Origin of the sequence: Microbacterium proteolyticum (assembly GCF_030818075.1) — a bacterium.
GTDB lineage: Bacteria > Actinomycetota > Actinomycetes > Actinomycetales > Microbacteriaceae > Microbacterium > Microbacterium proteolyticum_A.
Genome location: NZ_JAUSZZ010000001.1, coordinates 3154393 through 3177689 on the forward strand (window position 1 = coordinate 3154393; position 23297 = coordinate 3177689).

The window sequence follows — 23297 nt, forward strand, 5'->3', positions numbered from 1 at the left end:
CGCGCGACGGTTTCCGTGCTGTTACGGCGTGTAAATCGACGGATTCATCTCTTCCCTCCCGCCATGCCCGCTGATACCGTCGCCGACATGACTCCCCCGACCGAACGCGCCATCGTCCTCGACGACGTGTCGAAGGCCATCGTGGAGCAACTGCAGGAGGACGGTCGGCGGCCGTACTCCGAGATCAGCAAGGCCGTCGGACTCAGCGAGACGGCGACACGCCAGCGCGTGCAGAAGCTGCAGGATGCCGGCATCCTGCAGATCGTCGCGGTGACCGATCCGCTGCAGCTGGGCTTCGCCCGTCAAGCGATGATCGGCGTGCGCGTCTCGGGCGACACACGGGTCGTCGCGGCCCGGATGGCGGAGCTGCCGGGAGTCATCTACGTCGTCTCGACCGCCGGATCGTTCGACCTGCTGGTCGAGGTCGTCTGCGAGAGCGACGACGACCTGATCGACCTGCTCAACGACCGCATCCGGTCGTTGCCCGACGTCGTCTCGACCGAGACGTTCGTCTATCTCAAGCTCCACCGACAGCTCTACAACTGGGGAACGCGATGACCCTTCTCGACACCGACCACAACGCCACCCTGCAGGCGAAGGCCCGCGACCACCTGTGGATGCACTTCGCCCGTCAGTCGGTGATGACCGACGGCCCCGGCGTGCCGATCATCGTCAAGGGCGAGGGTCACCACATCTGGGATGCGGCCGGCAAGCGCTACATCGACGGGCTCGCGGGGCTCTTCGTCGTCAACGCGGGGCACGGGCGGCGACGCATCGCCCAGGCCGCGGCGAAGCAGGCGGAGGAACTGGCGTTCTTCCCCCTGTGGTCGTACGCGCACCCCGCTGCGATCGAACTCGCCGAGCGCATCGCGAACCTCGCGCCGGGCGACCTGAACCACGTCTTCTTCTCCACCGGTGGTGGAGAGGCGGTCGAGACCGCGTTCAAACTCGCCAAGCAGTACTGGAAGACGCAGGGTCAGCCCACCAAGCACAAGGTCATCTCGCGGGCGATCGCCTACCACGGCACGACGCAGGGCGCCCTGGCGATCACGGGCCTGCCCGGCATGAAGCACATGTTCGAACCGGTCACCCCAGGCGGCTTCCGCGTGCCGAACACGAACCTGTATCGCGCCGCGGAGTCGGGGTTCGGCGGCGGCACCCCCGAGGAGTTCGGCCTCTGGGCGGCCGACCGGATCGAGCAGATGATCCAGTTCGAGGGTCCTGAGACGGTCGCCGCGGTGTTCCTCGAGCCGGTGCAGAACGCCGGGGGATGCTTCCCCGCTCCGGCCGGCTACTTCCAGCGGGTGCGCGAGATCTGCGACAAGTACGACGTGCTGCTCGTCTCCGACGAGGTCATCTGCGCCTTCGGGCGGCTCGGCCACTATTTCGGCGCCGATGCCTACGGGTATCAGCCCGACATGATCACTTTCGCCAAGGCGGTGACCAGCGGCTACTCCCCCCTCGGCGGCACGATCGTCAGCGACCGGATCTACGAGCCGTTCGCGCACGGCGACGCCTCGTTCCCGCACGGTTACACCTTCGGCGGACACCCCGTCTCGGCGGCGGTCGCCCTGGAGAACCTCGACGTCTTCGAAGAGGAGGGGCTGCTCGAGAACGTGCGTACGAACTCCCCCGTCTTCCGCTCGACCCTCGAGCGCCTGCTCGACCTCCCCATCGTCGGCGACGTCCGCGGCGACGGCTACTTCTTCGGCATCGAGCTGGTGAAGGACAAGGCCACGAAGGAGAGCTTCGACGACGACGAGTCGGAGCGGCTGCTCCGCGGCTTCCTGTCGAAGGCCCTGTTCGACGCGGGCCTGTACTGCCGCGCCGACGACCGCGGCGACCCCGTCATCCAGCTCGCCCCGCCGCTCACCCTCGGCCCGTCCGACTTCGACGAGATCGAGCAGATCCTCCGCTCCGTTCTGACCGAGGCCTGGACCCGCCTCTGATCCATCGGATGCCGCGGCCACCCGCCGCGGCATCCTCTTCCCGCTCCGACCCCGGAGCGACGCTCCGCCCGCTGTCCCCGATTTCCGCTCCACGGTCGCGACGCCCGTCCGCGCACCGCCCCTCGCCTCGCGCGTCCCGAGCGCGACCCCACCTCTAGGAGGAGCCACGAACGAGCACATCGCCGCCCCGGCGGCACCGTCTCCCGCGGGCGCCAAGCTCGCCCGCACCCTGGGTCTCTGGTCGATCGTCGGCCTCGGCCTCGGGTACATGACCCCCACGGTCGTCTTCGACACCTTCGGCCTCGTCGCCGAGGAGACCAGCAACGTCGTACCGGCCGCCTACGCCGTCGCCCTCGTCGTGCTGGTCTTCACCGCCATCAGCTACGGCAAGATGGTGCGCGTCATCCCCAGCGCCGGCTCGGCCTACACCTACGCCCGCGAATCGATCCACCCGGGCGTCGGTTTCGTGGTGGGGTGGACCGCCCTCACCGACTATCTGCTGCTGCCGATGGTGAACGCGCTCATCCTGCGCAGCTACATGGAGGCGCTCTTCCCCGACGTCCCGGGATGGCTCTGGGTGGTCGTCTTCACCGCCGGCGTCACCGGCGTCATCTATCTGACGATGCGCGGAACGTCGAACGTGAACATGATCCTGCTCGTGTTCTCGATCCTCGTGATGACGGTGTTCGTGGTCATGGTGGTGGTGCAGCTCGCCGGTGGGGCGGGGGCGGGGACCGTCGTCTCGATCTCGCCGTTCGCGCACAGCGACGTCCAACTGAGCGCCGTGCTGGCCGGTGCCACCATCGTGTGCTTCTCGTTCATCGGTTTCGACGCGGTGTCGATGTACTCCGAGGAGGCGAAGACCCCGAAGATCATGCCGCGGGCCATCGTGCTGACGCTCGTCGCCGGGGGCATCATCTTCCTCATCGCCGCGTACGTCACGCAGCTGCGCTTCCCCGACTCCTCCGCGTTCCCGCCGGAGGCGATCGAAGACAGCACGCTGCCCGAGATCGGCGTGCAGGTGGGTGGGCCCGTGCTGCAGGCGGTACTGACCGCCGCCGGCTTCGCCGCCACCCTCGCCTCGTGGCTGGCGTCGCACGCCTCGGTGTCGCGCATGCTCATGGTGATGGGGCGCAACAACGTGCTGCCGCGGAAGGTGTTCGGCTACATCAACCCCAAGACGCACACCCCGACGATCTCGATCGTCATCGTGGGCGTGGTCAGCCTGTTCGCGATCTCCTTCACGCTGGAGCAGATCGCCGCCTACATCAATTACGGCGCCCTGGTGGCCTTCACCTTCGTGAACATCTCCGTGATCGCGTGGTTCGCGGTGCGCAAGGGACTGCGCAAGACTCCGGGCGACATCCTCCGCTACATCGTCATGCCCGGCATCGGCATGCTGCTGACCGGTCTGCTGTGGGTGAACCTCGACATGCACGCCCTCATCGGCGGTCTGATCTGGAGCGGGATCGGTGTCGTGTATCTCGTGATCCTCACCCGCGGGTTCCGTCGCCCGATCGCCTCGTTCGACGAGAACGAGCCGGTCACCGGGGTGAACAAGACGGTTCCGGGGCCGCGTTCGGAGGTCTGACGCGCGGCGGGTGGACGCGTCCAGGTCGGATGCGCCCACCCGCCCTCACGGCGCGCGCCGTCATCACCGCGTATCGCACTCCCGGTCACCGACACCTCCGGATATTCCGCCGCCGCCCCCCGCCCCGGCGCCGAGCGGGCGGCATCCGCGGTCCCGGTAGACTCCCCTCAGTGACCCGCACCCGAGCCGAAGCCGCCTACCTGCGCTCGGTCACGGCGTTCAAGAACCCCACGCTCGACCTGCTGCACGGGCGGTTCGCCCCCTTCGTCGTGGCCGTGCTGTCCGTGGTGTTCTCACCCGATCGCCCCGCCGTGGCGGTCGCTGACGCGCACGTCGAGGTCGCCGAGGCGATCGACGAACTCCGGGCGGCCGGATACGACACAGACGACGACCGGCGCATCCCGGCGGGGTCGGCGCGCGACATCTGCCGCGGATGGGTGCGCGTGGGCTGGCTGGGTCTGCAGATCGAGGACGACGTCGAGGTGTATCGCCTGTCCGCGCACGCGGTCGGCGCGCTCGAGATCGCCGGTCGCGCCGGCGGCGGGCGGGCACGGGTGTCCCGCTCGCGCGTGCGGACCCTGCTCGACGCCGTCGAACGCCTCGCCCGTGACGCCGAGAGCGACCCGGTGCGCCGCCGCGAGGCGCTGCTGGAGGAGCGCGCGGCACTGGATGCCGAGATCGCGGCGCTCGACGACGGCATCGTCGAGCCGCTCGACGATGACCACCTGCTCGAGGAGGCCGAGAACGTCATCCATCTCGCGCGCGAGCTCCCCGCTGATTTCTCGCGCGTCGCCGAGTCGATCGCCGCGATGCAGCGCGACGTGGTCGCCGAGCTGCGTCGCGACGTGCGCCCCACCGGCGAGGTGCTCCGCGAGTATCTCGAGCGCGGCCGCCAGGTGATGCAGGCGACCCCCGAGGGCCGGGCGTTCGAGGGCGCGCTGCGCCTGATCGGCGATCCCGAGAACATCGACGACCTGACCGACCAGCTGCACGCCGTCCTGACGCAGCCGTTCTCGCGCCTCATGAGCGCCGAGCAGCGGAGCGAGCTGGATGCCATCGCCCGCCGCGTCGAAGCGGGTGTGCAGGAGGTGCTCACGGCTCAGCGGCGGGCCTCGCACGTCATCACCGCGCAGGTGCGAACGCACGACCCGATCCGCGACCGGCAGGTCGACGACCTGCTGCGCGGGGTCATGGCGGGACTGCACCGCTGGAGTCAGACCCGCTCCCCCGGGCGCGTGGAACCCGTGCGCACGCTGCCGCTCGCCGACGTCGGGCACCTGCGGCAGTCCCTCAGCGACGTCCGACCTCCCGGAGCGCCGGAGCCGTTGGCATCCGACACCTCCGACGTCGAATTCGCGAGTGTCGACACGCGCGCGTGGGGCGGTCCGCACTATGCCGAGCTGGAGGCGTACGTCGCGACCCTCGGCGACGGATTCGATCTCGCGGAGGCGTTCGCGGGGGCGGATGCCGAGACCCGGCGCCCCGTCGACCTGGTGGGCCTGCTCGAGATCGTGCACCGCCGGGGCCTGACGGAGACCGACGACGTCTCGATCGTGGAGACCGTGCGCCCGGACGGCACCAGGCGACGCTTCGCGTTCGGCGGAGTCCGAGCAGCACACCTCACAGAACAGGATGCCCATGACTGACGTGCAGACCCCGGGCACCGACGCCGAGAACCGCGCGTTCATCGCCCCGGTCGCGATGGAGAACGACCCCGACGCGCTGTTCGCCGGTGACCGCGGCACCCTCGACGCCGAGGTACGGCGCGTGCTCGTGCGGATCCTCCAGCGCCGGTTCCTCCTCGCCGAGAACTCCCCCGTCGAGTGGAAGCTCCTGCTCGAGCACCAGCAGATGATCGAGTCGCGGCTGAACGACCTGTTCGTGCGGCTCGTCGTCGACCACGCGCGCGGCGTCGCCTACAAGGAGCAGGTGCGCAGCGACGAGCTCGACGTGCCGATCCTGCTCAAGGACGAGGCGTATTCCCGCGCCGAGACCCTGGTGCTGGTGTACCTGCGGACGGTCTTCCAGCGCGAGACGACCGCGGGGACGGCATCCGCCCGGGTCGACGTGGAGGAGGTCGAGCAGACTGTGCTGACCTACTTCAGCGAGAGCGACGGCACGCGCGCGAGCCAGCAGCGTGCCGTGCGCACCGCGATCGCGCGCCTCGACCGCGAGGGCATCATCGAGGAGGAGTCCGAGGGGCGTTTCCGCATCGGGCCGCTCATCGAGATCGTGCTCAGCGCCGAGACGCTGCGCGAGCTGCAGAAATGGCTGGACGAGCAGACACAGGATGCCGAGACGCCGGCGGCGCGTGAGCCGGAGCTCCCGGCATCCGGGGCTCCCGGTGACCGCACAGCGGACCCCGAGGCCTCACCCCAGGGCGATGCTCCGGCATCCGAGGCTCCCGGTGCCGGCACAGGCGAAATTCCCGAGGCCTCACCCCAGGGCGATGCTCCGGCATCCGGGGCTCCCGGTGCCCGCACAGCCGACCCCGAGACCTCACCCCAGGGCGATGCTCCGGCATCCGGGGTTCCCGGTGCCCGCACAGCCGAGATTTCCGAGAAGGACCTTCTCTCATGACCATGCTCGAGACCCTCTTCGGGCTCATCCCCGCCGCGTCCCGCGGGCAGCAGTGGGTGGCCGAAGACCTGCAACTCATCAACTGGGGCGGGTACGACGGCACGCACCGCGTGCGCTTCGCGCCGACGGCGACGCTGCTGTGCGGTGGTTCCGGGTCGGGGAAGTCGACGCTCATGGACGCCTACGTGGCGCTGATGATGCCGCACACGACCCCCTTCAACGGGGCGTCGAACGGGGCGGTGGTGGGGCGTCCGCGCGGGCAGGAGCAGCGCAACATCCTCTCGTACGGCCGCGGCAAGCTCGATGAGGCGCTGACCGACGAGGGCACGAAAGTACGCGTGCTGCGCGGCGACGGCGTCGACACGTGGACGGCGATCGCCATGACGTGGGCCGATCACGACGGTTCCCGCTTCACCGCGGTGCGGGCGTGGTACATCCCGGCGGCGGCGCGCACGCTGGACGACGCGGTCAAGGTGCGGGCCACCGTGCACGGGGCGTTCGATCTGCGCCGGCTCGAACGCGCGGCGCAGAGCCACCTGTCCGACTCCGCGGTGCGGGCGACGGGTCTGGACACCCTCGCGACCGACCGCGAGTTCTCGGCACGGCTGCACGCGGTGCTCGGCATCGGGGCCGCCGGGGCCGGGTCGAAGGCGATGAGCCTGCTCGCGCGCATCCAGGCCGGGCAGCAGATCACCACGGTCGACGACCTGTACAAGCGCATGGTGCTCGAGGAGCCCGAGACGCTCGCGGTGGCCGACGCGGTGGTGTCGCACTTCGACGGTCTGGAGGGCACGCGGACGCGCATGGTCGAGGCGCGCCAGCAGGTGCGCGCGCTGCAGCCGATCCGCGCCATGAAGACGCGGATCGACGAGGCCGCCGAGCGGCTGCGCCTCATCGACGCCCTGGGGCGCTTCGGCGACCCCGAGTCGCGCGCCTCGCTCTGGCGCGCGCAGCGGCGGGTGGACCTGCTCGGCGCGGTCGAAGACGAGCTGCGCGAGCGCACGCACGCCACCGACGCCCTCGTGCGCGAACGGCAGGCCCTCGCGGATGCGGCCGAAGCGGAGCGCGAGGGGCTCGGCGACGTGCTGCGCGCGGCCGGCGGCGACCGACTCGACGCGGCGCAGCGCGAACTCCGGGGGCTCGAGAGGCGTCTGGCGGGCATGCAACGCGACCGCGAGCGGTTCGAGGCGGCAGTGTCTGTTCTGCACGCGGAGGCGACCTCGGAGAAGCAGTTCAACGCGCTGCTCACCGAAGCCCGCAACACCCTGAGCGACAGAGACGGCAAGACCGCCGTGCGCGACGCGTTCGTGGCCGCGAGCAGTCGGCACACCGAGCTGCGCCAGCGGCTCGCCGCTCTCGAGACCGAGCACCGCCGCACCCAGACACGCGACGACAACATCCCGCCCCGGCTGCACGAGGCCCGCGAGGCGCTGGCCGAGGCCGCCGGGCTGACCGCGGCGGAGCTGCCGTTCGTCGCTGAGCTGGTCGACGTCCGCACCGAGTACGAGCCGTGGCGCGGGGCGTTCACGCTGGCGCTGGGCGGTTTCGCGACGACGTTGCTCGTGGATGACGCGCACCTGGCATCCTTCCGCTCCGCCATCGACGGCGTGCGGCTCGGCGAGCGGCTGCGGTTCGAAGGTGTGTCGACGGGGCTGCCCGAGCGTACGGGGCTGGATCCCGCGACGCTGCCGGGGCGCCTGGAGTACCGGCGCTCCCCCTTCACCGGGTGGCTGAAAGACCGGCTCGAACAGCAGTTCGCCTTCGTGTGCGTGGACTCGTCGGCCGAGCTGGCACGCCACCGTCTGGCGCTGAGCATCTCGGGCCAGACGAGTCAGGGCTCGCGCGGTGCGCACGGCGGATCCACCCGCACCAGTGTGCTGGGCTTCTCGTCGCGCGTGCGCCTGACCGAGCTCGGCGAGCAGATCGTCACGGTTCGCCGCGACCTCGCGTCCGCGAAAGCCGCGGTCGACGAGGCCGCCGCGGCCCTCGACGCGTTCGACGAGCGACGCAGCGCCCTCGAGAAGATCGCCGACCTGTCGTGGGACCAGGTCGATGTGGCATCCGTTCAGCGCGAACTCGAGCGCTGGAACGAGACCGTCGTCGAGATCACCGCCGGCAACCCGCGCATCGCGGAGTTGCAGGAGCAGATCTCGGGCACGCGCGTGCGCGCCGCGCGGCTGCGGGAGGAGATCGGCGCGGCCAAGACCGAGCAGCGGACCCTCGCCGCCCGCTGGGCGGAGGTCACGGACGACGTGGACAGTTCCCACGAGCGGCTGGAGCGCGCAGAGGATCTGGGGGTGTCGCTCTCGCCCGAGGAGTCCGCGTACCTGGACGGACTGTTCGTGGCGCCCGCCGGGGAGGCCTCGACGCCGTCGCAGGTCCTCGCGCGGTTCGACGCCGCCCTGGAGAGCGCCTCCCGCCTGCTGCTCGAGGAACAGCGCTCGGCGCAGGAGACCTGGGCCGACCAGCGCGACGGCCTGCGGCGGACGCTCACCGCGTTCATCGACCGGTGGCCGAGCCCCAACCTGCTCGCCGACCCCGACGAGTCTCTTGGCGACTTCGAGCGGATCCTCGCCGACCTGGAGACGAGCGGTCTGCACGAGCTGGAGGCGGAGTGGCGTGATTCGCTGCTGCGGCTGTCGGGGAACGACCTCACCAGCCTCGACTCCGCGCTCACGCGGGCGATGCGGGAGATCCGCGAGCGGATCGCGCCGATCAACGACATCATGCGGGACCTGCCGTTCTACGACGACGAGCATCGGCTGCAGATCGTTCCGCGCGAGGGTCAGTCGGAGGTGCGTCGCCGGTTCCGCCGCGAGCTGCGCGACGTGCGGGCCGCGATCGACGCGGCATCCTCCGACGAGGAGCGCGAAGCCGTCTACGGCCGCATGGCGCGGCTGATCGGGCGGATCCGTCCGACCGCTCCCGATTTCGCCGACCTCGTCGACGTGCGCAATCACGTGCGGGTCAGTGCCGAGCGCTTCCGCGCCGACACCGGGGAGCACGTCGCCCTGTACGACCACATCGGCGAGAAGTCCGGCGGCGAGTCGCAGGAGCTCATCGCGTTCATCGTCGGCGCCGCCCTGCGGTATCAGCTGGGGGATGCCGGAGCCGAGCGGCCGCGGTACGCCCCGGTGTTCCTCGACGAGGCGCTCATCAAGGCCGACGCGCACTTCACCAAGCGCGCGATCGGCGCGTGGCGGGGCCTGGGCTTCCAGCTCGTCATCGGTGCGCCGAACGACAAGTACAGCGCGATCGAGCCGCACGTCGACGTGGAGTACGACATCTTGAAGGACACGCGCGGGCGGTCGTGGGCGAAGGCGAAGGTGGGGGTCGCTGAGCACGCGTGAAAGGGTTGCCGGTCACGCGTGAGATGGTCGCGGGGCTTGCGTGAGATGGTGGCGCGGCTTGCGTGAGATAGTCGCGCGACTTGCGTGAGATGGTCGCCGGTCACGCGTGCGACAGTCGTGCGGCTTGCGTGTGATGGTCGCGGGGCTCGCGTGAAATGGTCGCGCGGCTCGCGTGAAATGGTCGCGCGGCTCGCGTGAAATGGTCGCGCGGCTTGCGTGAGAGGGTCGCGGGGCTTGCGTGAGAGGGTCGCGGGGCTTGCGTGAGATGGTCGGGCGGCTTGCGCGAGAGGATCGCCGGGCTTGCGCGAGATGGTCGCCGGGCTTGCGTGAGATGGTCGCCGGTGACGCGAGAGATGGTCGCGGGGCTTGCGCGAGATGGTCGCGCGGCTCGCGGCGATAGCCTGCCGGCACTGCTCTCCCGGCACTGCTCTGCCCGGAGATGTTCTGCCCGCCACTGCCTGGCCCGGCTCTGCCCTGCCCTCGTTCGCTGTCACATGGTGATGAGCGCGGCCAGCGACACCAGAAAACCCACGCCGAGGCAACAGACCCACGCGACGGCAGCAGCGAGGTGCCAGTTCTGACGTTCCTCGAGCCGTGGACGGCGCGGGTCGTCGGCCCGCATCCGTCCGAGTGCGCGTTGGGTCAGCATGAGCGCGGGCGCGGCGATGACGACGATCAGGATGGTCGCGACGAGCTGCACCAGCAACCCGTTCTCTCGGGGTCCGATCGATATCGTCGCCCCGGCATCCGCCAACGCCGAGATGATGTCGCGCGGACCGGTCAGCGCGATGATCGCGACGGCACCGAGGACGACGAGAATCGCTCGAGCGACAGCGTCGGCGCGCGTCGGCGTCGGGGCCGCGCCCGAGCTCTGACGCCGCTCGAACTCGCGCCGCGCGCGTCGGAGGGCGAGCGGCCAGACGACGACACCGACGATCGCCGTCAGCAGCCACGCGAGCACCTGCGCCGCTGACAGGGGGATGCCTCCCGCCCCGACCAGCACGACTGCCCCGATCCAGACGAAGAGAACGAGCGGCACTTCCCCGATGACCGCGAGCGCGGCAACGATCAGCCGGGCACCGCGGGAGAGACCCGAGGGGTGAGCCGCACGTTCAGCGTCGCGCGCGGAGGTCATGGGGAGAGAGTAGTCGTGCGCCGTCGACCGTTCGCCCAGGTCGTAGGACGCTCATCGCGATCGGGTTCTCGTGTTCGCTGCTGTCGGTTCCTAGAACGGCGGCGGATCCTCGGCGAAGTCGGCGCCGAGCGGAGACGTCCAGCGAAGGTCGCCGGTATCGGGGTCACGAGAGGGATGCCATCGCGTCTCGTGACGCAGTCGATGGTGATGTCGGCACTCCGGTGCGAGATTGTCGTCGTCGGTGACTCCCCCCTCGGCCCAGGCCCGCAGATGGTCGAGGTCGCACTCTCGCGCCGCACGTCCGCATCCGGGGAAGACGCAGGTCGGAGACGTCACGCCCAGCCACCGGCGCAGCGCGGTGGGCACACGGTACGTCGAGCGGTCGAGAGCCAGCGGGACTGCAGTGAGGGGGTGGGTGAGGACGCGCACCCACGACGTCGCCTCGCCCGCCAGGCGCCGGGCCGTATCGAGGTTGATCGGGCCGTAGCCGTCGAGGACCGCCGGCTCGGCACCGGCACCGGCCCCGGCCCCGGCCCCGAGGAGCGTCAGCGCGGGGACCGTCACGACGATCGTGGCCCGGCGGTTCGTGCGCGGTGTCGGTGAGGCGGGAACCGGCGACACCGCACCCCGAGAGTCCGCCGCGCCCGCGCCGGCGCCCGCGCCGGTCGCATCAGGCGGCGTAGATCCCGCGTCGCCCGACCCGCTCACCGTCAGAAGATCGGCGAACACATCGGCTCGCAGCTCCGAGAGCGCGCGATCCTCGTCGGGCGCGGCGCGAAGCTGACGCGCAATGCGGTCGACTCGCGTGAGTGCGTCGTGCGCCCGGTCGGCGGGGAGCAGGGCGGTCAAGGTGGCCATGCCGTCGAGTTCGGGCGTCAGCCACACGCCGCGGTCGCGGGCCGCTCGGCGGTGACGGGCCTCGAGCGACTCGCTGTGCACACGCTCGCGGAGAGCGCGCGCGGCGACGGTGAACCGCGCCGGCGGGAGCCGCAGCGCGCGATCGAGGGCGCCCTCGTCGAACGCCTTCCACGACGCGCGCTCGTCGGATTCGGCCCCCGCGCCAGTGACGAGGGCATCGGGAGCATTCGGGCTACCCGGCTCGGCGTCGGGTGAAAGCTCCCGCGAAGGCACGTCGACCTCGTCAGGAGACGTCGTCGGTTCGTCGGCGGGCAACGCGGAATCGGGAGGCGTCGATGCAACGGGCTCGCCCGCGACCTCGTCAGGAAGCGACGTCGCCAACCGCGCCGACTCGACGGCGTGTCGCTCGGAGATCATGCCTTCCGCGAACGCCGCCCACACCTCGGGACACCGCATCTGGAGCGTCTCCGCGTGTGCCGCCCGCGTGCGCACCGTCTGCTCGGACAGCCGCAACCGCACCGCGATCTCGGCGACCGCCGCCCGCTCGGCCAGATCACGGCGATCACGCCGCACCGCCGCCATGGTGCGCCCGCGAGTGTCGGACCACGCGGCATCCAGGGCGGGGTCAGGGCCCACCCACGGAACGGGGTCGACGACCGCGTCGTAGAGCAGACGTCGGATCAGGCGGTACTCCGCCGCGGCGGCGCGATGGCGTTCACGGACGTGGTGCTCGAGCTCATCGAGAAGGGTCACGGGATCGGACGGCGCGAGCGTCGCTCGATCGGAGGACGTGGGTGTCGCGGGTTCGGAGGACGTGGGTGTCGCGGGTTCGGACAGCGCGGAGGGCGCGGGACCGGACGACGCAGGATCGGAGGGCACGGAACCGGAGGGCACGGAACCGGAGGGCACGGGATCGGACAGCGCGGACGGCGCGGGACCGGACGACGCGCAGGTCGCAGGATAGAACGGCGCAGGTGCCGCGAGATCGGCGTACGCGGAGGCCGCAGGATTGAACGGCGCGGGCATCTCGATATCCAAGCGCTCGCCTTCGAAGCCCCGCACGTCGAAGCCCCCGCGATCGATCAGCCCCACCTCGGGAGCGAAGCGCTCGCCTTCGAAGCTCCGCGCTTCGAAGCCCCCGCGATCGATCAGCCCCACCTCGATCGCCCACGCCGTGTCGGCCTCGGCCTGCAGGTCGTCGTCGCTCGGCCACGGCACGCCCCACCACAGAGAGGCCGGCCGCGACCGGTCACTCGGGGATGCCGCGATGTCCATGCTCGAACACTAACGAGGGGTTCCGACATCGCCCGGCGATCGCGACCTCACACAGCGAGCAGAACCTCGCGACCCGTGTGCTGCCCCACCGGAAGCGGCGCCACGTCGATCAGTTCGGCCAGTCGCCGCTCCCCCACACGGGGTTCGGCCGCGACCCGCATGGCGAGGCCGCGCACCGCCGCGACCGGCGCAACGACTCCCCGGGCGGGCGTTGTGAGCGCGCGCACCGCCGCGACCGGCGCGGCGCCTCCCCGCACGAGGGTTCCGAGTGCGTCGTTCACGGCGGTCAGGATCCATCCCAGGGTCGCGTCGTGGCACCGGGCGTCGTCGGCACCGATCCACTCGAGGAACTCGTTGATGGTCCAATCTGCGGATACTGGACCGAAGAACGCCGATTCGGACGCATTGTGTTGGCTCATTGGACCAGAATCGGGGTCTATGACCCTCGTCGACAGAGCCACTTCCGCCCTTGTGGACCACCGCACGGCCGTCGTGTCGGCCGCGCGCCTCGCCGAACGCCTGGGCAAATGGGCGAGCGCCGAGGCCACGCTCGCGGCGAGTCTGGCCGACGGCATCGCCCGGCTCGTCCGCGAGGGCGAACTGCGCGGCGGCGACCGCCTGCCCTCCGAACGCACCCTGGCCGCCACCGTCTCGGTCTCCCGAGGCACGGTCGTCAGCGCGTACGCGCGGCTGTACGAGGACGGCATCCTGGACCGCCGCCAAGGCAGCGGAACGCGCGTCGCGGGAACAGCCCCCTCGACCCCGCGACAGGCGGCCGGACGGGGCGAGGCGCTTTACGCCTCGCTCTCGTCGAACATCGACCTGCTCCGCGCCGTTCCGGCGATCTCTCCGCGCGCGATCGACATCGTCAACCGGCACCGACCGGTGCTCGACGCCACCACCGTCGAAGCGGACCCCGCCGGACTCCCCGCCCTGCGCGACCTGATCGCCCGGACGATGACCGACGACGGCACCGCGACCACCCCCGCGCAGGTCCTCGTCACGCACGGCGGCCAGCAGGCGTTGAGCCTGCTCATCGACGAACTCGTCTCCCCCGGCGACACCGTCCTCACCGAACACGTGAGCTGGCCCGGACTCACGGATGCCGTGCGCCGACGCGGCGGTCGGGTGCACGGCATCCGCCTGACCCCGGACGGGATCGACGTCGACGAACTCGAGGCGGCCATCGTCGTGCGACGGCCCGTGCTCATCGCCCTGAACCCGCACAACCACAATCCGACCGGCATCCAGACCGAGCCGGCCGTGCGCCAGCGCGTCGCCGATCTCGCCGCGGAGTACGGCATCACCCTGATCGAGGACCGCGTGCTCGCCCACCTGTCGTACGACGGAGCGACTCCCCCCTCGCTGGCGGCCCTGCGGCCCGACGCGCCGATCGTCGTCGTCGATTCGCTCTCGAAATGGGCCTGGGAGGGCCTGCGGGTGGGGTGGATGCGCGCCGACCCCGTGCTCGTGCGACGGCTGCGCGGCCTGCGGCAGACGACCGATCTGTCCACCAGCGTCCCCTCCCAGCTGCTCGCGCTCGACCTGCTCGCCGAGGCCCCCGCCCTCCGTCGAGACGCCGTCGTCGCCCACCGCGAGGCAGCCGTGAAGGCGGGCGCTCTGCTCGCCGCCCACCTGCCGGACTGGCGCTGGCGAGCACCTCGCGGCGGCTTGTGCATCTGGGCCCGGATGCCGACGGGTTCGGCCTCCGCGTTCGCCCGCCACGCTGCCGCATTCGGCGTGTCCGTGGCCGGATCGATGCAGTTCTCGTCGGACGTCGACACCGACGACCACATCCGCATCCCCATCACCTCGACGCTGCTCGAGAACGGTCTCGAGCGTCTCGGCGAAGCGTGGGACCGGTATCGCTCGTCATCGGGGGCATGATCACCGAGCGCGGTCGGGCCGGCACCACACCGTGGCGTGCGAACGGGCCGGCAGACGCCCGCGCTCCGGCGCGAAGCCGACGCCGGGAATGTCGGACCCCCTCTTTACGCTGAGGTGAGGGGCACGGCGAAAGGCGGGACGCATGCAGGGACTCGAGATCACTGTTCTGCTGGGCCTCGCGCTGCTCGCGGGCACAGTGCTGGCACCGCGCCTGCGGGTGGCGACGCCGCTCGTGCTCCTCGTCATCGGTCTGGCCCTCGGTTTCATCCCCGAGCTGCGACAGATCGAGCTGCCGCCCGAGACCGTGCTGCTGCTGTTCCTGCCGGTCATGCTCTTCCGTGAGGCGTGGACCACATCTCTTCGCTCCGTGCGCCGGTCGTTGCGTTACATCGTCCCGATGAGCACGCTCCTGGTGGTGGCCTCCGCCTTCGCCGTCGCGGGCGTCGCCACGTGGATGGGGGTGCCGTGGGAGGCGGCGCTCGTCCTGGGCGCGGCGGTCGCTCCGCCCGACGCCACGGCGGTCGCCGCCCTCGGCCGCCTGCTGCCGGCGCGCACGTTCATGAAGCTGAAGGCCGAGAGCCTCACCAACGACGGCACCGCCCTGGTGCTCTACGCCATCGCCGTCGCCCTGCTCCTCGGCGAACAGATCACGCCGTGGCAGATCACCGGCATGGTGCTGATCTCGTACCTCGGGGGTGCGGCGGCCGGGATCGCGGTATCGGCGCTGGCGTTCTTCGCCCTGCGCCGCATGGAGTCCACGCTCACGATCAACCTCACGCTGCTGCTGGTGCCTTTCGTGGCGTTCCTTGTCGCCGAGCTCATGGAGGCATCGGGGGTCCTCGCCGTCGTGTTCGCCGGTCTCATCGTCGCCTGGGTATCGCCCCGCATTACCACCGCCATCTCCCGGCGGGCGGCGGATGCCACGTGGCCCTTCGGCGTCTACCTGCTGAACGGGGCGCTCTTCGTGCTCATCGGGCTCGAGGTGCAGCTGGTCGCACACGAGATCTCACCCTCCGAGATCGGCACCCTGCTGCTCATCACGGTCGCCGCGTGGCTGGCGCTGTTCGTGGTGCGCTACCTGTTCCAGTGGCTGTTCTCGCCGTTCTCGAGGCCTCCCGCGGGGTCGACGCGGTCGCTTCGGCACCGGTCGCGGGTGGTGAGCACGGTCGCGGGCTTCCGCGGAGCCGTGTCGCTCGCGATCGCGCTCTCGGTGCCCCTCACCACCGCCGACGGGGCACCCGTCGCCGGACGCGAGGCCATCGTGTTCGTGACCGCGGGCGTGATCGTGCTGACCCTGCTCGTCCAAGGTCCCCTGCTCCCGGCCGTCATCCGCTGGGCCAAGCTGCCGAACGACGACGCCGCGATCGAGGAGTACGAACTGGCCCAGAGGGCGATCTCGGGAGCAGCGCTGGCCGCCCTCGACGAGCTGGCCATCGAGCACGGGATCAGCGATCGGGTGCGCGACCGTGCGCGACGGGAAGGCTACGAACGCCTCGAGCTGGCGAACGCGCGAGCCGTCGCCCGTGAGCGCGCCGCCGAGGAGCGCAACCTCGCCGAGCTCGACGCCCCGCTCGACGACACGACCGCGACGATGGGCCCGGTGCCCCCGGGAGCGGACGACGACGAGGAGCGGTCGCGAGGCCCGGTCTCCGACGGGGGCGCGGGGACTGATCGGCGATCGAACGTGCGCGACGGGTCGGAATCCCGCGCGGCCGAGGGGCCGCTCCGCACGGGCCCGCTCGAGATGATCGCCGTCAGCGACGACATCGACCTCACCCAGCGTTCCCCGCTGCTGCGCCACAAAGAGGCCCAGCGTCTGCGCCTGGCGGTGCTCGATCGCAAGCGCGAGGTGCTGCTGCGCCTTCGCCGCGAGGGCACGATCGACGACCTCGTCGCGAGGAAGATCCTGGCCGGCCTCGACCTGGAGGAGATCCGCGCCCGCGGAGGCGACAAGACGGAGGAGTGAGCGGGAAGGCCCGGGCGTGAGGGGATGCCGCCGGCCCCGCTCCGCGCGCGCGTGAGGGGTCAAGAAGTGTCGCTTCCGGCGGTTCTGGGCGACACATCCTGACCCCTCATGCGGCGAAGGGGACGCCGCCGCCCCGCTCCGCGCCCGCGGAGGCGACAAGACGGAGGAGTGAGCGGGAAGGCCCGGGCGTGAGGGGATGCCGCCGGCCCCGCTCCGCGCGCGTGAGGGGTCAAGAAGTGTCGCTTCCGGCGCTTCTGGGCGACAAAAAGTGACCCCTCACGCGGGAAAGGGGACGCCGCCGCCCCGCTCCGCACGCGCGAGGAGTCAAGAAGTGTCGCTTCCGGCGGTTCTGGGCGACAAAAAGTGACCCCTCACGCGGGAAAGGGACGCCGCCGCCCCGCTCCGCACGCGCGAGGAGTCAAGAAGTGTCGCCTCCGGCGCTTCTGAGCGACACATCCTGACCCCTCGCGCCGCGAAGGGGATGGCCCAGCTCCGCGCGCGTGAGGGGTCAAGAAGTGTCGCTTCCGGCGGTTCTGGGCGACAAAAAGTGACCCCTCACGCGGGAAAGGGGACGCCGCCGCCCCGCTCCGCGCGCGTGAGGGGTCAAGAAGTGTCGCTTCCGGCGGTTCTGGGCGACAAAAAGTGACCCCTCGCGCGGGGGGCGGCAGAAGGCAGAGGGATGCCGCTTGAAGGCGCGGCGTCGCGCGGCCCGCCGACACGCACGGCGGGCCGCCGCGCCGCATCCGCCGACGCGCGGCCAGCCCTCGCTCGACGGCTCGCCCGGTGCCACACCCCCGTGCGGCGAGATGCGCGGCGAGCCGCCGTACGACCGCCCGGCCCCGTTACGCCCACCCCCGACCCGCCGCTACGCCCGCGCCCGACCCGCCGCTACGCCCGCGAATGCGCCGATGCGCGCTGCACCTGATCGAGCGTCGGCGTCACGCCGGTGTACCGCGCGAACTGGCCCGCGGCCTGGAGGGCGATGACCTCGGCGCCCGTGATCACGCTCTTCCCCGCGTTTCGCGCGGCGCGAATGAGCGGCGTCTCCGCCGGGAAGGCGACGACGTCGAAGACGGTGTCCGCCGCGGCGATGTGCGCGGGCGAGAACGCCAGGGCGTCGGCATCCGGTCCGTCCATGCCGAGCGGAGTGACGTTGACGATGATGCGGGCGCCAGGCTCCGGGTCGTCGGCGACCCATCGGGCGTCATACGTGTGAGCAAGCGCCGGGCCCGCGTCGGCGTTGCGGGCGAGAACGGTGATGTCTCTGAACCCCGCGCCGTGGAAGGCCGCGACGACGGCCTTGGCCATGCCGCCCGATCCGCGGACCAGCACGGATGCCGCCGGGTCGAGCCCGTGGCTCGCGATGAGGTCGGCAATGGCCTCGTAGTCCGTGTTCGACGCGGTGAGCACTCCGTCATCGTTGACGATGGTGTTGATCGAGCCGATGGCCGCGGCCGAGGGCTCGATGCGATCGACGAGGGGGATCACGGCCTCCTTGAACGGCATCGACACCGAACACCCCCGGATGCCGAGTGCACGCACGCCCGCGATCGCCGCGGTGATGTCGCTGGTCGTGAACGCCTTGTAAACGAAGTCGATGCCGAGCTCGGCGTAGAGGAAGTTGTGGAACCGCGTTCCGATGTTGGACGGACGGCCCGACAGCGAGATGCAGAGGGTGGTGTCTTTGCTGAGCTCGGGCATGGGTCTCGTCTCGTCTCGTCTCGTGGGCGGATCTCTCATGCTACGGCGGGGGCATGCGGGACTCGGATGCAGGCAGCCCGCTACGCCCCCGCAGCGCGCGCCGAGCCCGACGCAGACCGCACGCGTACAGAACGCGACGCACGAGCACAGACCGCGACGCACGCGCACAGACCGCGACACAGACCGCGCAGCGCGCGCCGAGCCCGACGCAGACCGCACGCGCACAGACCGCGACACTGACCGCACAGCACGCCGCACACCGCGCACCGCCACCCACGACGAAGGGCCGGAGCCTTGCGGCATCCGACCCTGTTGGGGAGACCTCGCGCGGAGGTCCGGACGACTACGCGCCGCCGTTGATGACCGACAGGTACGACCCGAAGGGTCGCTCGGTCTCGATGGCGGCGAAGTCGTCGGCGATGCCCTGGGGCGCGTTCTCGTTCGTCATGGGACGAGTGTGCCCGAGACGGCCGGCGCGAGCGGGACGCTTGACACCGCCTAATCTCTCGCCTAACTAACTACTTCGCTCTCTAGGCTTTCGATGCGCTGCTCGAGGTAGGCGATGTACTCGGCCATGTACGAGAGCTTCGCCTCGAGGCGGTCCAGGCGGGGACTGATGTGACCCTGGTTGAAGCTGAAGGGCACCTTGAGCGGGTTGTCGGAGTCGATCTTGGCGATCACCGCGCGCAACCGGTTCGTCTCTCCGGGGACGTTGGTCATGGCGGTCAGCGTACGCTCGCGGTTCACTCGGGCACAGGCGTTGACGGCGCGAGCACGATGATGCCCGCACCCACCAGAGCGACGGCCGACCCGAGGTAATCCCACATCGTGGGCCGGAAGCCGTCGACCACGATGCCCCACGCCAGCGACCCGGCGACGAACACTCCCCCGTAGGCCGCGAGCACGCGCCCGAAATGCGCGTCGGGCTGCAGTGCCGCCACGAACCCGTAGGCCCCCAGAGCCAGGATGCCGAGCAAGGCGAGCCACCACCCGCGGTTCTCGCGCACCGCCTGCCAGATGAGCCACGCTCCGCCGATCTCGGCGACGGCGGCGAGCGCGAAGAGGATGACGATCCGGGCCGTGGTCATTCCGTCATTATGGGGCGGGGTCACGCGGACCCGCGGGCTCCGGCAGCGCGCAGGCCTTCGGGAGGAGCGGGTCCGCCGCGCGCCCCGCCCGTCACCGGGAGGAGGACGACCTGACGCCGGTCCCGCAACCCCGACGAGGATTCTGTTCACGCTCTGACAGGCTCGCGGAATGAAATCGTTCCGGTGTCGCGTGTGCGGCAATGACCTGTACTTCGAGAACTCGGTCTGCCTCTCGTGCGGGACGGGACTGGGTTTCTCCCGCGAGGAACGCGAGATCGTTCCGCTGGATGCCGACGGGCGGTACGTGGATGCCGCGGGGCTCGTCTGGCACGTGTGCCGCAACCTCAACCTGTCGGGGTGCACCTGGCTCTCCCGCTTCGAGGGGGGCCAGTGCTCGGCGTGCGACCTGACGCGCGTCCGCCCCAACGACGCGGACGCGAAGGGACTCTCGCAGTTCCCCGTCGCCGAGCGCGCCAAGCGGTGGCTGCTCGTCGACCTCGACCGGCTCGGGTTCCCCGTCGTCGGCAAGGGCGAGGATTCCGAGCACGGCCTCTGCTTCGATCTGCTGTCGAGCGTCGCCGAGAACGTCACGATCGGTCACGACGACGGCGTCATCACCATCGACCTCGCCGAGAGCGACGACGCCTACCGCGTGCGGGTGCAGGAGCAGCTCGGCGAGCCGTACCGCACGATGCTCGGCCACTTCCGTCACGAGGTGGGCCACTACATGGAGTGGCGGCTGGTCGAGGGCACCGATCGCATCGACGAGGCGCGTCGACTCTTCGGCGACGAGACGGCCGACTACCAGGCGGAGATCGACCGGCACTACTCCGAGGGACCGCCCGCGAACTGGTGGGAGCGTTACATCTCCACCTACGCCACAATGCACCCCTACGAGGACTTCGCCGAGACCTGGGCGCACTTCCTCCACATGACCGACACGGTCGAAACCGCCCACATCTACGGTCTGGCGCGCACGGCCCGCCCCGACGACTGCCCGTCGTTCCGCGCGTTCGTCACCGACACGTGGATGCCACTGTCCACCGCGCTCAACATGGTCAACCGGTCCATGGGCAAGGCCGACCTGTACCCCTTCGTCATCCCCGACCCCGTGCTCGACAAGTTGGACTTCATCGCATCCCTCCGGCCGACGGGCTGACAGGACGAAGGTCGCGCGCCCCCACCCCGCGCCGGCCGGTCGAGGAGAGGGCGGACCGGGCACTCCGGCCGCCGGGCGGACCCGGTGACGCGGGCGCCGGGCCGACGCGAACCACGGACCCCGCGTCCGTCAAGGCCCGATCCGCGAGCCGCGCTCCCGCCGTACGGTGACGAACCGCTCGGCGGACGCCGGGCGCGGTGCGACGAAAGGATCGACATGGCCGACAACCCCACCCCCATCGAACTGCAGAAGTATCTCGGCGGCGTGGACTACCCCGCGACGAAGGACGACCTCGTCCGCGTCGCTCGTCAGAACGGCGCCCCCGACGACCTCGTCTCCGCCCTTGAGAACGCCGACCGCGACTCGTTCGACGGCCCGACCGCGGTCAGCAGCGCCGTGTCGGGCAGCTGAGAGCGACCGAGGTGTCTGACCGGCGGGGCTCCGAGCGATGGGGCGTCGCCGGCCCCCCGGTGCCCGCCGCACTCGACGTCGCGGAACGGTCGTGCTCGAGAACGGCGCGGTCACCGGCCGCACCCGCGCCGTACCCGCCGCCGAGCAGCAGGCGTCGGGAGCGGGCGACACGTTCGCCGCGGCGCTGACCCTGGCACTCTGCGCGGGCGCGTCTCTCCCCCGCGCCGCGACCTTCGCGCAACGGGCCGCCGACGTGGTCGTGGCGCGGCCGGGCACCGCCGTCTGCACCGCCGCCGACCTCACCGACGACGTCTTGCTCAGCCACATCGAGCTCGCGCGCCGCATCGACGACGAACACGCGCGGGGGCGCCGCATCGTCTTCGCGAACGGCTGCTTCGACCTCATCCACCGCGGCCACACCACTCACCTGCACCAGGCCAAGGCGCTCGGCGACGTCCTCGTCGTTGCCCTCAACGACGACGACTCGGTGCGTCGTCTCAAGGGCGTGGGCCGCCCGGTGAATACCCTCGCCGAGCGCGCCGCCGTGCTGAAGGAGCTCGGTTGCGTCGACTACGTCACGGCATTCGCCGAGGACTCCCCCGCCGCCCTCATCGAACGGCTCCGCCCCGAGGTCTACACGAAGGGCGGCGACTACACGCCCGAGATGGTGCCCGAGGCCGAGACCGTCCGCGCGTACGGCGGCGAGGTGCGCATCCTCGACTACCTCCCCCACCGCTCGACCACCGAGACGGTGGCGCGGATCCGGGCCGGCGCCGAGGGCGGGTGACTTCACGCTGTGCGCATCGTCGTCGCGGGGACACGGCGCATCGCGGCGCTGGCGGACGTGCCGAGGGCGGGTAGCCGCACGCTGTGCGCATCGTCGTCGCGGGGATTAGGCGCATCGGGCGGAGGGCGGACGTTTCGCGAGAGCGGGCCATCCGCCATGGACCCCCTCGCGCTGACCGGGCGGCTCGCCTACGCTTCGCCGCATGAGGAAGATCGGCAGCGTCGCCGCGCTCCTGCTGGCAGTGTGTCTCACCGGGTGCGGGGCGATTCCCGTCGCGCCGTCGCCGGCACCTTCGCGCACGTCCTCCCCTCCGACACCGGATGCCGTCGCCCAAGAGACCGCCTACCTCTCGGCGCTTCGCGCCCAGCTCCCCCAGACCGACTTCTCGTCGCCCGGGCTGTGGGTCGACCTCGGTCGCGCGGTCTGCAAGGCCTTCGACAACGGCCTGACTCCCAAAGAGGTCTTCGACTCGATGCAGGGCGGCGCGATCACGGAGCAGCAGGCGAGCGCGGTCGTCGTGATTTCCGGCATCCACCTCTGTCCGGAGTACGCGCCGACCCCGTGACGACGACGTTCCCCCGGGCCGCCCCCGCGCCGAACCGGCCGTCGTCGGGCGACAGCGCCGAGAGGGGCGGGCGAACACACGCGCGGCTAACGTGGAAGGGTGAGCGAACCGCAGTGGCATCCGTCTGACGATGGCATCAACTTCCACACCCGCAAGTGGGTGAAGCCCGAAGACCTGAACGCGAACGGCACGCTCTTCGGCGGCAGCCTGCTGCGGTGGATCGACGAAGAGGCGGCGATCTACGCCATCATTCAGCTCGGCAACTACCGCGTGGTGACGAAGCTCATCTCCGAGATCAACTTCGAGGCCTCGGCCCTGCAGGGCGACCTGGTCGAGATGGGCCTCACCGCGACCCATTTCGGTCGCACATCTCTCACCATGCGCGCCGTCGTGCGCAACATGATCACGCGCAAACGCATCCTCACGATCGAGCGACTGGTGTTCGTGAGCGTCGACGAAGACGGTCGACCGAAGCCGCACGGATACACCGACATCACGTTCGATCGCGACCGGATGCCGCGGGAGCATCCCGCGACCGGAACCATCCGGCTGGACTGACAACGGCGATGCGTCGCCGGCGGTGACCCCGCCGCCCAGGAACCGCTGACCAGGAGGAGAGCCAGGATGCCGCACACCATTCGAGTCGTCTACTGCACGCAATGCGCCTGGATGCTACGGGCCGCGTGGGTCGCCCAGGAGATGCTCTCGACCTTTCAGAACGAGCTGATGGGCGGCGGCGCGACGCTCGTCCCCGGCACCGGCGGGATCTTCGAGATCTACGCCGACGACGCGCGCGTGTGGTCCCGGAAGGACGATGGAGGATTTCCGGACATCGTCGAGCTGAAGCGTCGGGTCCGCGACGTCATCGCACCGGAGCGGAAGCTCGGGCACGCGGATCGCGCAGCGCGAGCGGCCACGCCGTAGCCCCGACGTCGGCGGCGTGCCAGGGGTGCTGTCGGTCTCGCTGACGGGCGCGTCGGGCGGTCCCGCTTCTC

The 23297-nt window shown here is 70.8% G+C and carries 20 protein-coding genes; 14 read left to right on the forward strand and 6 right to left on the reverse strand.

Annotated elements, in window-relative coordinates; genetic code table 11:
- Positions 1-63: 63 nt before the first annotated feature.
- The 6 genes from QE392_RS14705 (at position 64) to QE392_RS14730 (ending at position 9470) form a co-directional block, all read left to right on the forward strand.
- The gene (locus tag QE392_RS14705) at positions 64-558 is read left to right on the forward strand and encodes an Lrp/AsnC family transcriptional regulator (RefSeq protein WP_373426482.1); all 495 of its coding nucleotides are present in this window, start codon (positions 64-66) and stop codon (positions 556-558) included.
- Positions 555-1949 carry an aspartate aminotransferase family protein gene (locus QE392_RS14710; RefSeq protein ID WP_307453034.1) on the forward strand — a complete coding sequence of 465 codons (1395 nt, stop codon included), beginning with the start codon at positions 555-557 and terminating at the stop codon, positions 1947-1949. Before QE392_RS14705 ends, QE392_RS14710 begins: the two co-directional genes overlap by 4 nt.
- A gap of 178 nt (positions 1950-2127) precedes the next feature.
- The gene (locus QE392_RS14715) at positions 2128-3540 is read left to right on the forward strand and encodes an APC family permease (protein WP_373426505.1); all 1413 of its coding nucleotides are present in this window, start codon (positions 2128-2130) and stop codon (positions 3538-3540) included.
- Positions 3541-3710: 170 nt separating this feature from the next.
- Positions 3711-5186, forward strand: coding sequence for a DUF3375 domain-containing protein (locus tag QE392_RS14720; RefSeq protein ID WP_307453035.1), 1476 nt, complete (start codon positions 3711-3713; stop codon positions 5184-5186).
- Positions 5179-6120 carry a DUF4194 domain-containing protein gene (locus QE392_RS14725; protein ID WP_373426483.1) on the forward strand — a complete coding sequence of 314 codons (942 nt, stop codon included), beginning with the start codon at positions 5179-5181 and terminating at the stop codon, positions 6118-6120. Before QE392_RS14720 ends, QE392_RS14725 begins: the two co-directional genes overlap by 8 nt.
- Positions 6117-9470 carry an ATP-binding protein gene (locus QE392_RS14730; RefSeq protein WP_307453036.1) on the forward strand — a complete coding sequence of 1118 codons (3354 nt, stop codon included), beginning with the start codon at positions 6117-6119 and terminating at the stop codon, positions 9468-9470. The genes QE392_RS14725 and QE392_RS14730 overlap by 4 nt, the downstream gene beginning before the upstream one ends.
- Before the next feature lie 490 nt (positions 9471-9960).
- Here QE392_RS14730 and QE392_RS14735 read toward each other — a convergent pair whose 3' ends face one another.
- The 3 genes from QE392_RS14735 to QE392_RS14745 all read right to left on the reverse strand — a co-directional run bounded on the left by QE392_RS14735 (position 9961) and on the right by QE392_RS14745 (position 13157).
- A complete protein-coding gene (locus tag QE392_RS14735; RefSeq protein ID WP_307453037.1) occupies positions 9961-10605 on the reverse strand; it encodes a hypothetical protein in 645 nt (214 codons plus the stop codon).
- 90 nt (positions 10606-10695) lie between these two features.
- Complete coding sequence (locus QE392_RS14740) at positions 10696-12738, reverse strand: DUF222 domain-containing protein (protein ID WP_307453039.1); 2043 nt, start codon at positions 12736-12738, stop codon at positions 10696-10698.
- Positions 12739-12785: 47 nt separating this feature from the next.
- Positions 12786-13157, reverse strand: a complete 372-nt coding sequence (locus QE392_RS14745) for a hypothetical protein (RefSeq protein WP_307453041.1) — start codon at positions 13155-13157, stop codon at positions 12786-12788.
- Positions 13158-13176: 19 nt separating this feature from the next.
- On the opposite strand from QE392_RS14745, the gene QE392_RS14750 reads away from it, so the two are divergent.
- Positions 13177-14625, forward strand: coding sequence for an aminotransferase-like domain-containing protein (locus QE392_RS14750; protein WP_307453043.1), 1449 nt, complete (start codon positions 13177-13179; stop codon positions 14623-14625).
- A gap of 142 nt (positions 14626-14767) precedes the next feature.
- Complete coding sequence (locus tag QE392_RS14755) at positions 14768-16591, forward strand: Na+/H+ antiporter (protein WP_307453046.1); 1824 nt, start codon at positions 14768-14770, stop codon at positions 16589-16591.
- Between the two features lie 888 nt (positions 16592-17479).
- Here the strand turns inward: QE392_RS14755 and QE392_RS14760 are convergent.
- The 3 genes from QE392_RS14760 to QE392_RS14770 all read right to left on the reverse strand — a co-directional run bounded on the left by QE392_RS14760 (position 17480) and on the right by QE392_RS14770 (position 19380).
- A complete protein-coding gene (locus QE392_RS14760; protein ID WP_307453048.1) occupies positions 17480-18292 on the reverse strand; it encodes a shikimate 5-dehydrogenase in 813 nt (270 codons plus the stop codon).
- 510 nt (positions 18293-18802) lie between these two features.
- Positions 18803-19012, reverse strand: coding sequence for a hypothetical protein (locus QE392_RS14765; protein WP_307453050.1), 210 nt, complete (start codon positions 19010-19012; stop codon positions 18803-18805).
- Between the two features lie 23 nt (positions 19013-19035).
- Positions 19036-19380, reverse strand: a complete 345-nt coding sequence (locus QE392_RS14770) for a YnfA family protein (protein WP_307453054.1) — start codon at positions 19378-19380, stop codon at positions 19036-19038.
- Between the two features lie 169 nt (positions 19381-19549).
- Between QE392_RS14770 and QE392_RS14775 the strand changes: the two genes are divergently transcribed.
- The 6 genes from QE392_RS14775 to QE392_RS14800 all read left to right on the forward strand — a co-directional run bounded on the left by QE392_RS14775 (position 19550) and on the right by QE392_RS14800 (position 23226).
- On the forward strand, positions 19550-20539 hold the full coding sequence (locus QE392_RS14775; RefSeq protein ID WP_307453055.1) for a zinc-binding metallopeptidase family protein: 990 nt from the start codon (positions 19550-19552) through the stop codon (positions 20537-20539).
- Between the two features lie 216 nt (positions 20540-20755).
- On the forward strand, positions 20756-20950 hold the full coding sequence (locus tag QE392_RS14780; RefSeq protein WP_307453059.1) for a DUF2795 domain-containing protein: 195 nt from the start codon (positions 20756-20758) through the stop codon (positions 20948-20950).
- 91 nt (positions 20951-21041) lie between these two features.
- On the forward strand, positions 21042-21737 hold the full coding sequence (rfaE2, locus tag QE392_RS14785; RefSeq protein ID WP_307453061.1) for a D-glycero-beta-D-manno-heptose 1-phosphate adenylyltransferase: 696 nt from the start codon (positions 21042-21044) through the stop codon (positions 21735-21737).
- A 202-nt stretch (positions 21738-21939) separates the two neighbouring features.
- Positions 21940-22302: a DUF732 domain-containing protein gene (locus tag QE392_RS14790; RefSeq protein ID WP_307453063.1), complete on the forward strand. Its 363-nt coding sequence runs from the start codon at positions 21940-21942 to the stop codon at positions 22300-22302.
- A gap of 99 nt (positions 22303-22401) precedes the next feature.
- A complete protein-coding gene (locus tag QE392_RS14795; RefSeq protein WP_307453064.1) occupies positions 22402-22860 on the forward strand; it encodes an acyl-CoA thioesterase in 459 nt (152 codons plus the stop codon).
- 66 nt (positions 22861-22926) lie between these two features.
- Complete coding sequence (locus QE392_RS14800) at positions 22927-23226, forward strand: SelT/SelW/SelH family protein (RefSeq protein ID WP_307453065.1); 300 nt, start codon at positions 22927-22929, stop codon at positions 23224-23226.
- Positions 23227-23297 lie beyond the last annotated feature (71 nt).

Coding starts and splice junctions, on each gene's coding strand:
- QE392_RS14705 (WP_373426482.1), top strand. CDS start 64: ATGCCCGCTGATACCGTCGCCGACATGACTCCCCCGACCGAACGCGCC.
- QE392_RS14710 (WP_307453034.1), top strand. CDS start 555: ATGACCCTTCTCGACACCGACCACAACGCCACCCTGCAGGCGAAGGCC.
- QE392_RS14725 (WP_373426483.1), top strand. CDS start 5,179: ATGACTGACGTGCAGACCCCGGGCACCGACGCCGAGAACCGCGCGTTC.
- QE392_RS14730 (WP_307453036.1), top strand. CDS start 6,117: ATGACCATGCTCGAGACCCTCTTCGGGCTCATCCCCGCCGCGTCCCGC.
- QE392_RS14735 (WP_307453037.1), bottom strand. CDS start 10,605: ATGACCTCCGCGCGCGACGCTGAACGTGCGGCTCACCCCTCGGGTCTC.
- QE392_RS14740 (WP_307453039.1), bottom strand. CDS start 12,738: ATGGACATCGCGGCATCCCCGAGTGACCGGTCGCGGCCGGCCTCTCTG.
- QE392_RS14745 (WP_307453041.1), bottom strand. CDS start 13,157: ATGAGCCAACACAATGCGTCCGAATCGGCGTTCTTCGGTCCAGTATCC.
- QE392_RS14750 (WP_307453043.1), top strand. CDS start 13,177: ATGACCCTCGTCGACAGAGCCACTTCCGCCCTTGTGGACCACCGCACG.
- QE392_RS14755 (WP_307453046.1), top strand. CDS start 14,768: ATGCAGGGACTCGAGATCACTGTTCTGCTGGGCCTCGCGCTGCTCGCG.
- QE392_RS14760 (WP_307453048.1), bottom strand. CDS start 18,292: ATGCCCGAGCTCAGCAAAGACACCACCCTCTGCATCTCGCTGTCGGGC.
- QE392_RS14765 (WP_307453050.1), bottom strand. CDS start 19,012: ATGACCAACGTCCCCGGAGAGACGAACCGGTTGCGCGCGGTGATCGCC.
- QE392_RS14770 (WP_307453054.1), bottom strand. CDS start 19,380: ATGACCACGGCCCGGATCGTCATCCTCTTCGCGCTCGCCGCCGTCGCC.
- QE392_RS14775 (WP_307453055.1), top strand. CDS start 19,550: ATGAAATCGTTCCGGTGTCGCGTGTGCGGCAATGACCTGTACTTCGAG.
- QE392_RS14780 (WP_307453059.1), top strand. CDS start 20,756: ATGGCCGACAACCCCACCCCCATCGAACTGCAGAAGTATCTCGGCGGC.
- QE392_RS14790 (WP_307453063.1), top strand. CDS start 21,940: ATGAGGAAGATCGGCAGCGTCGCCGCGCTCCTGCTGGCAGTGTGTCTC.
- QE392_RS14800 (WP_307453065.1), top strand. CDS start 22,927: ATGCCGCACACCATTCGAGTCGTCTACTGCACGCAATGCGCCTGGATG.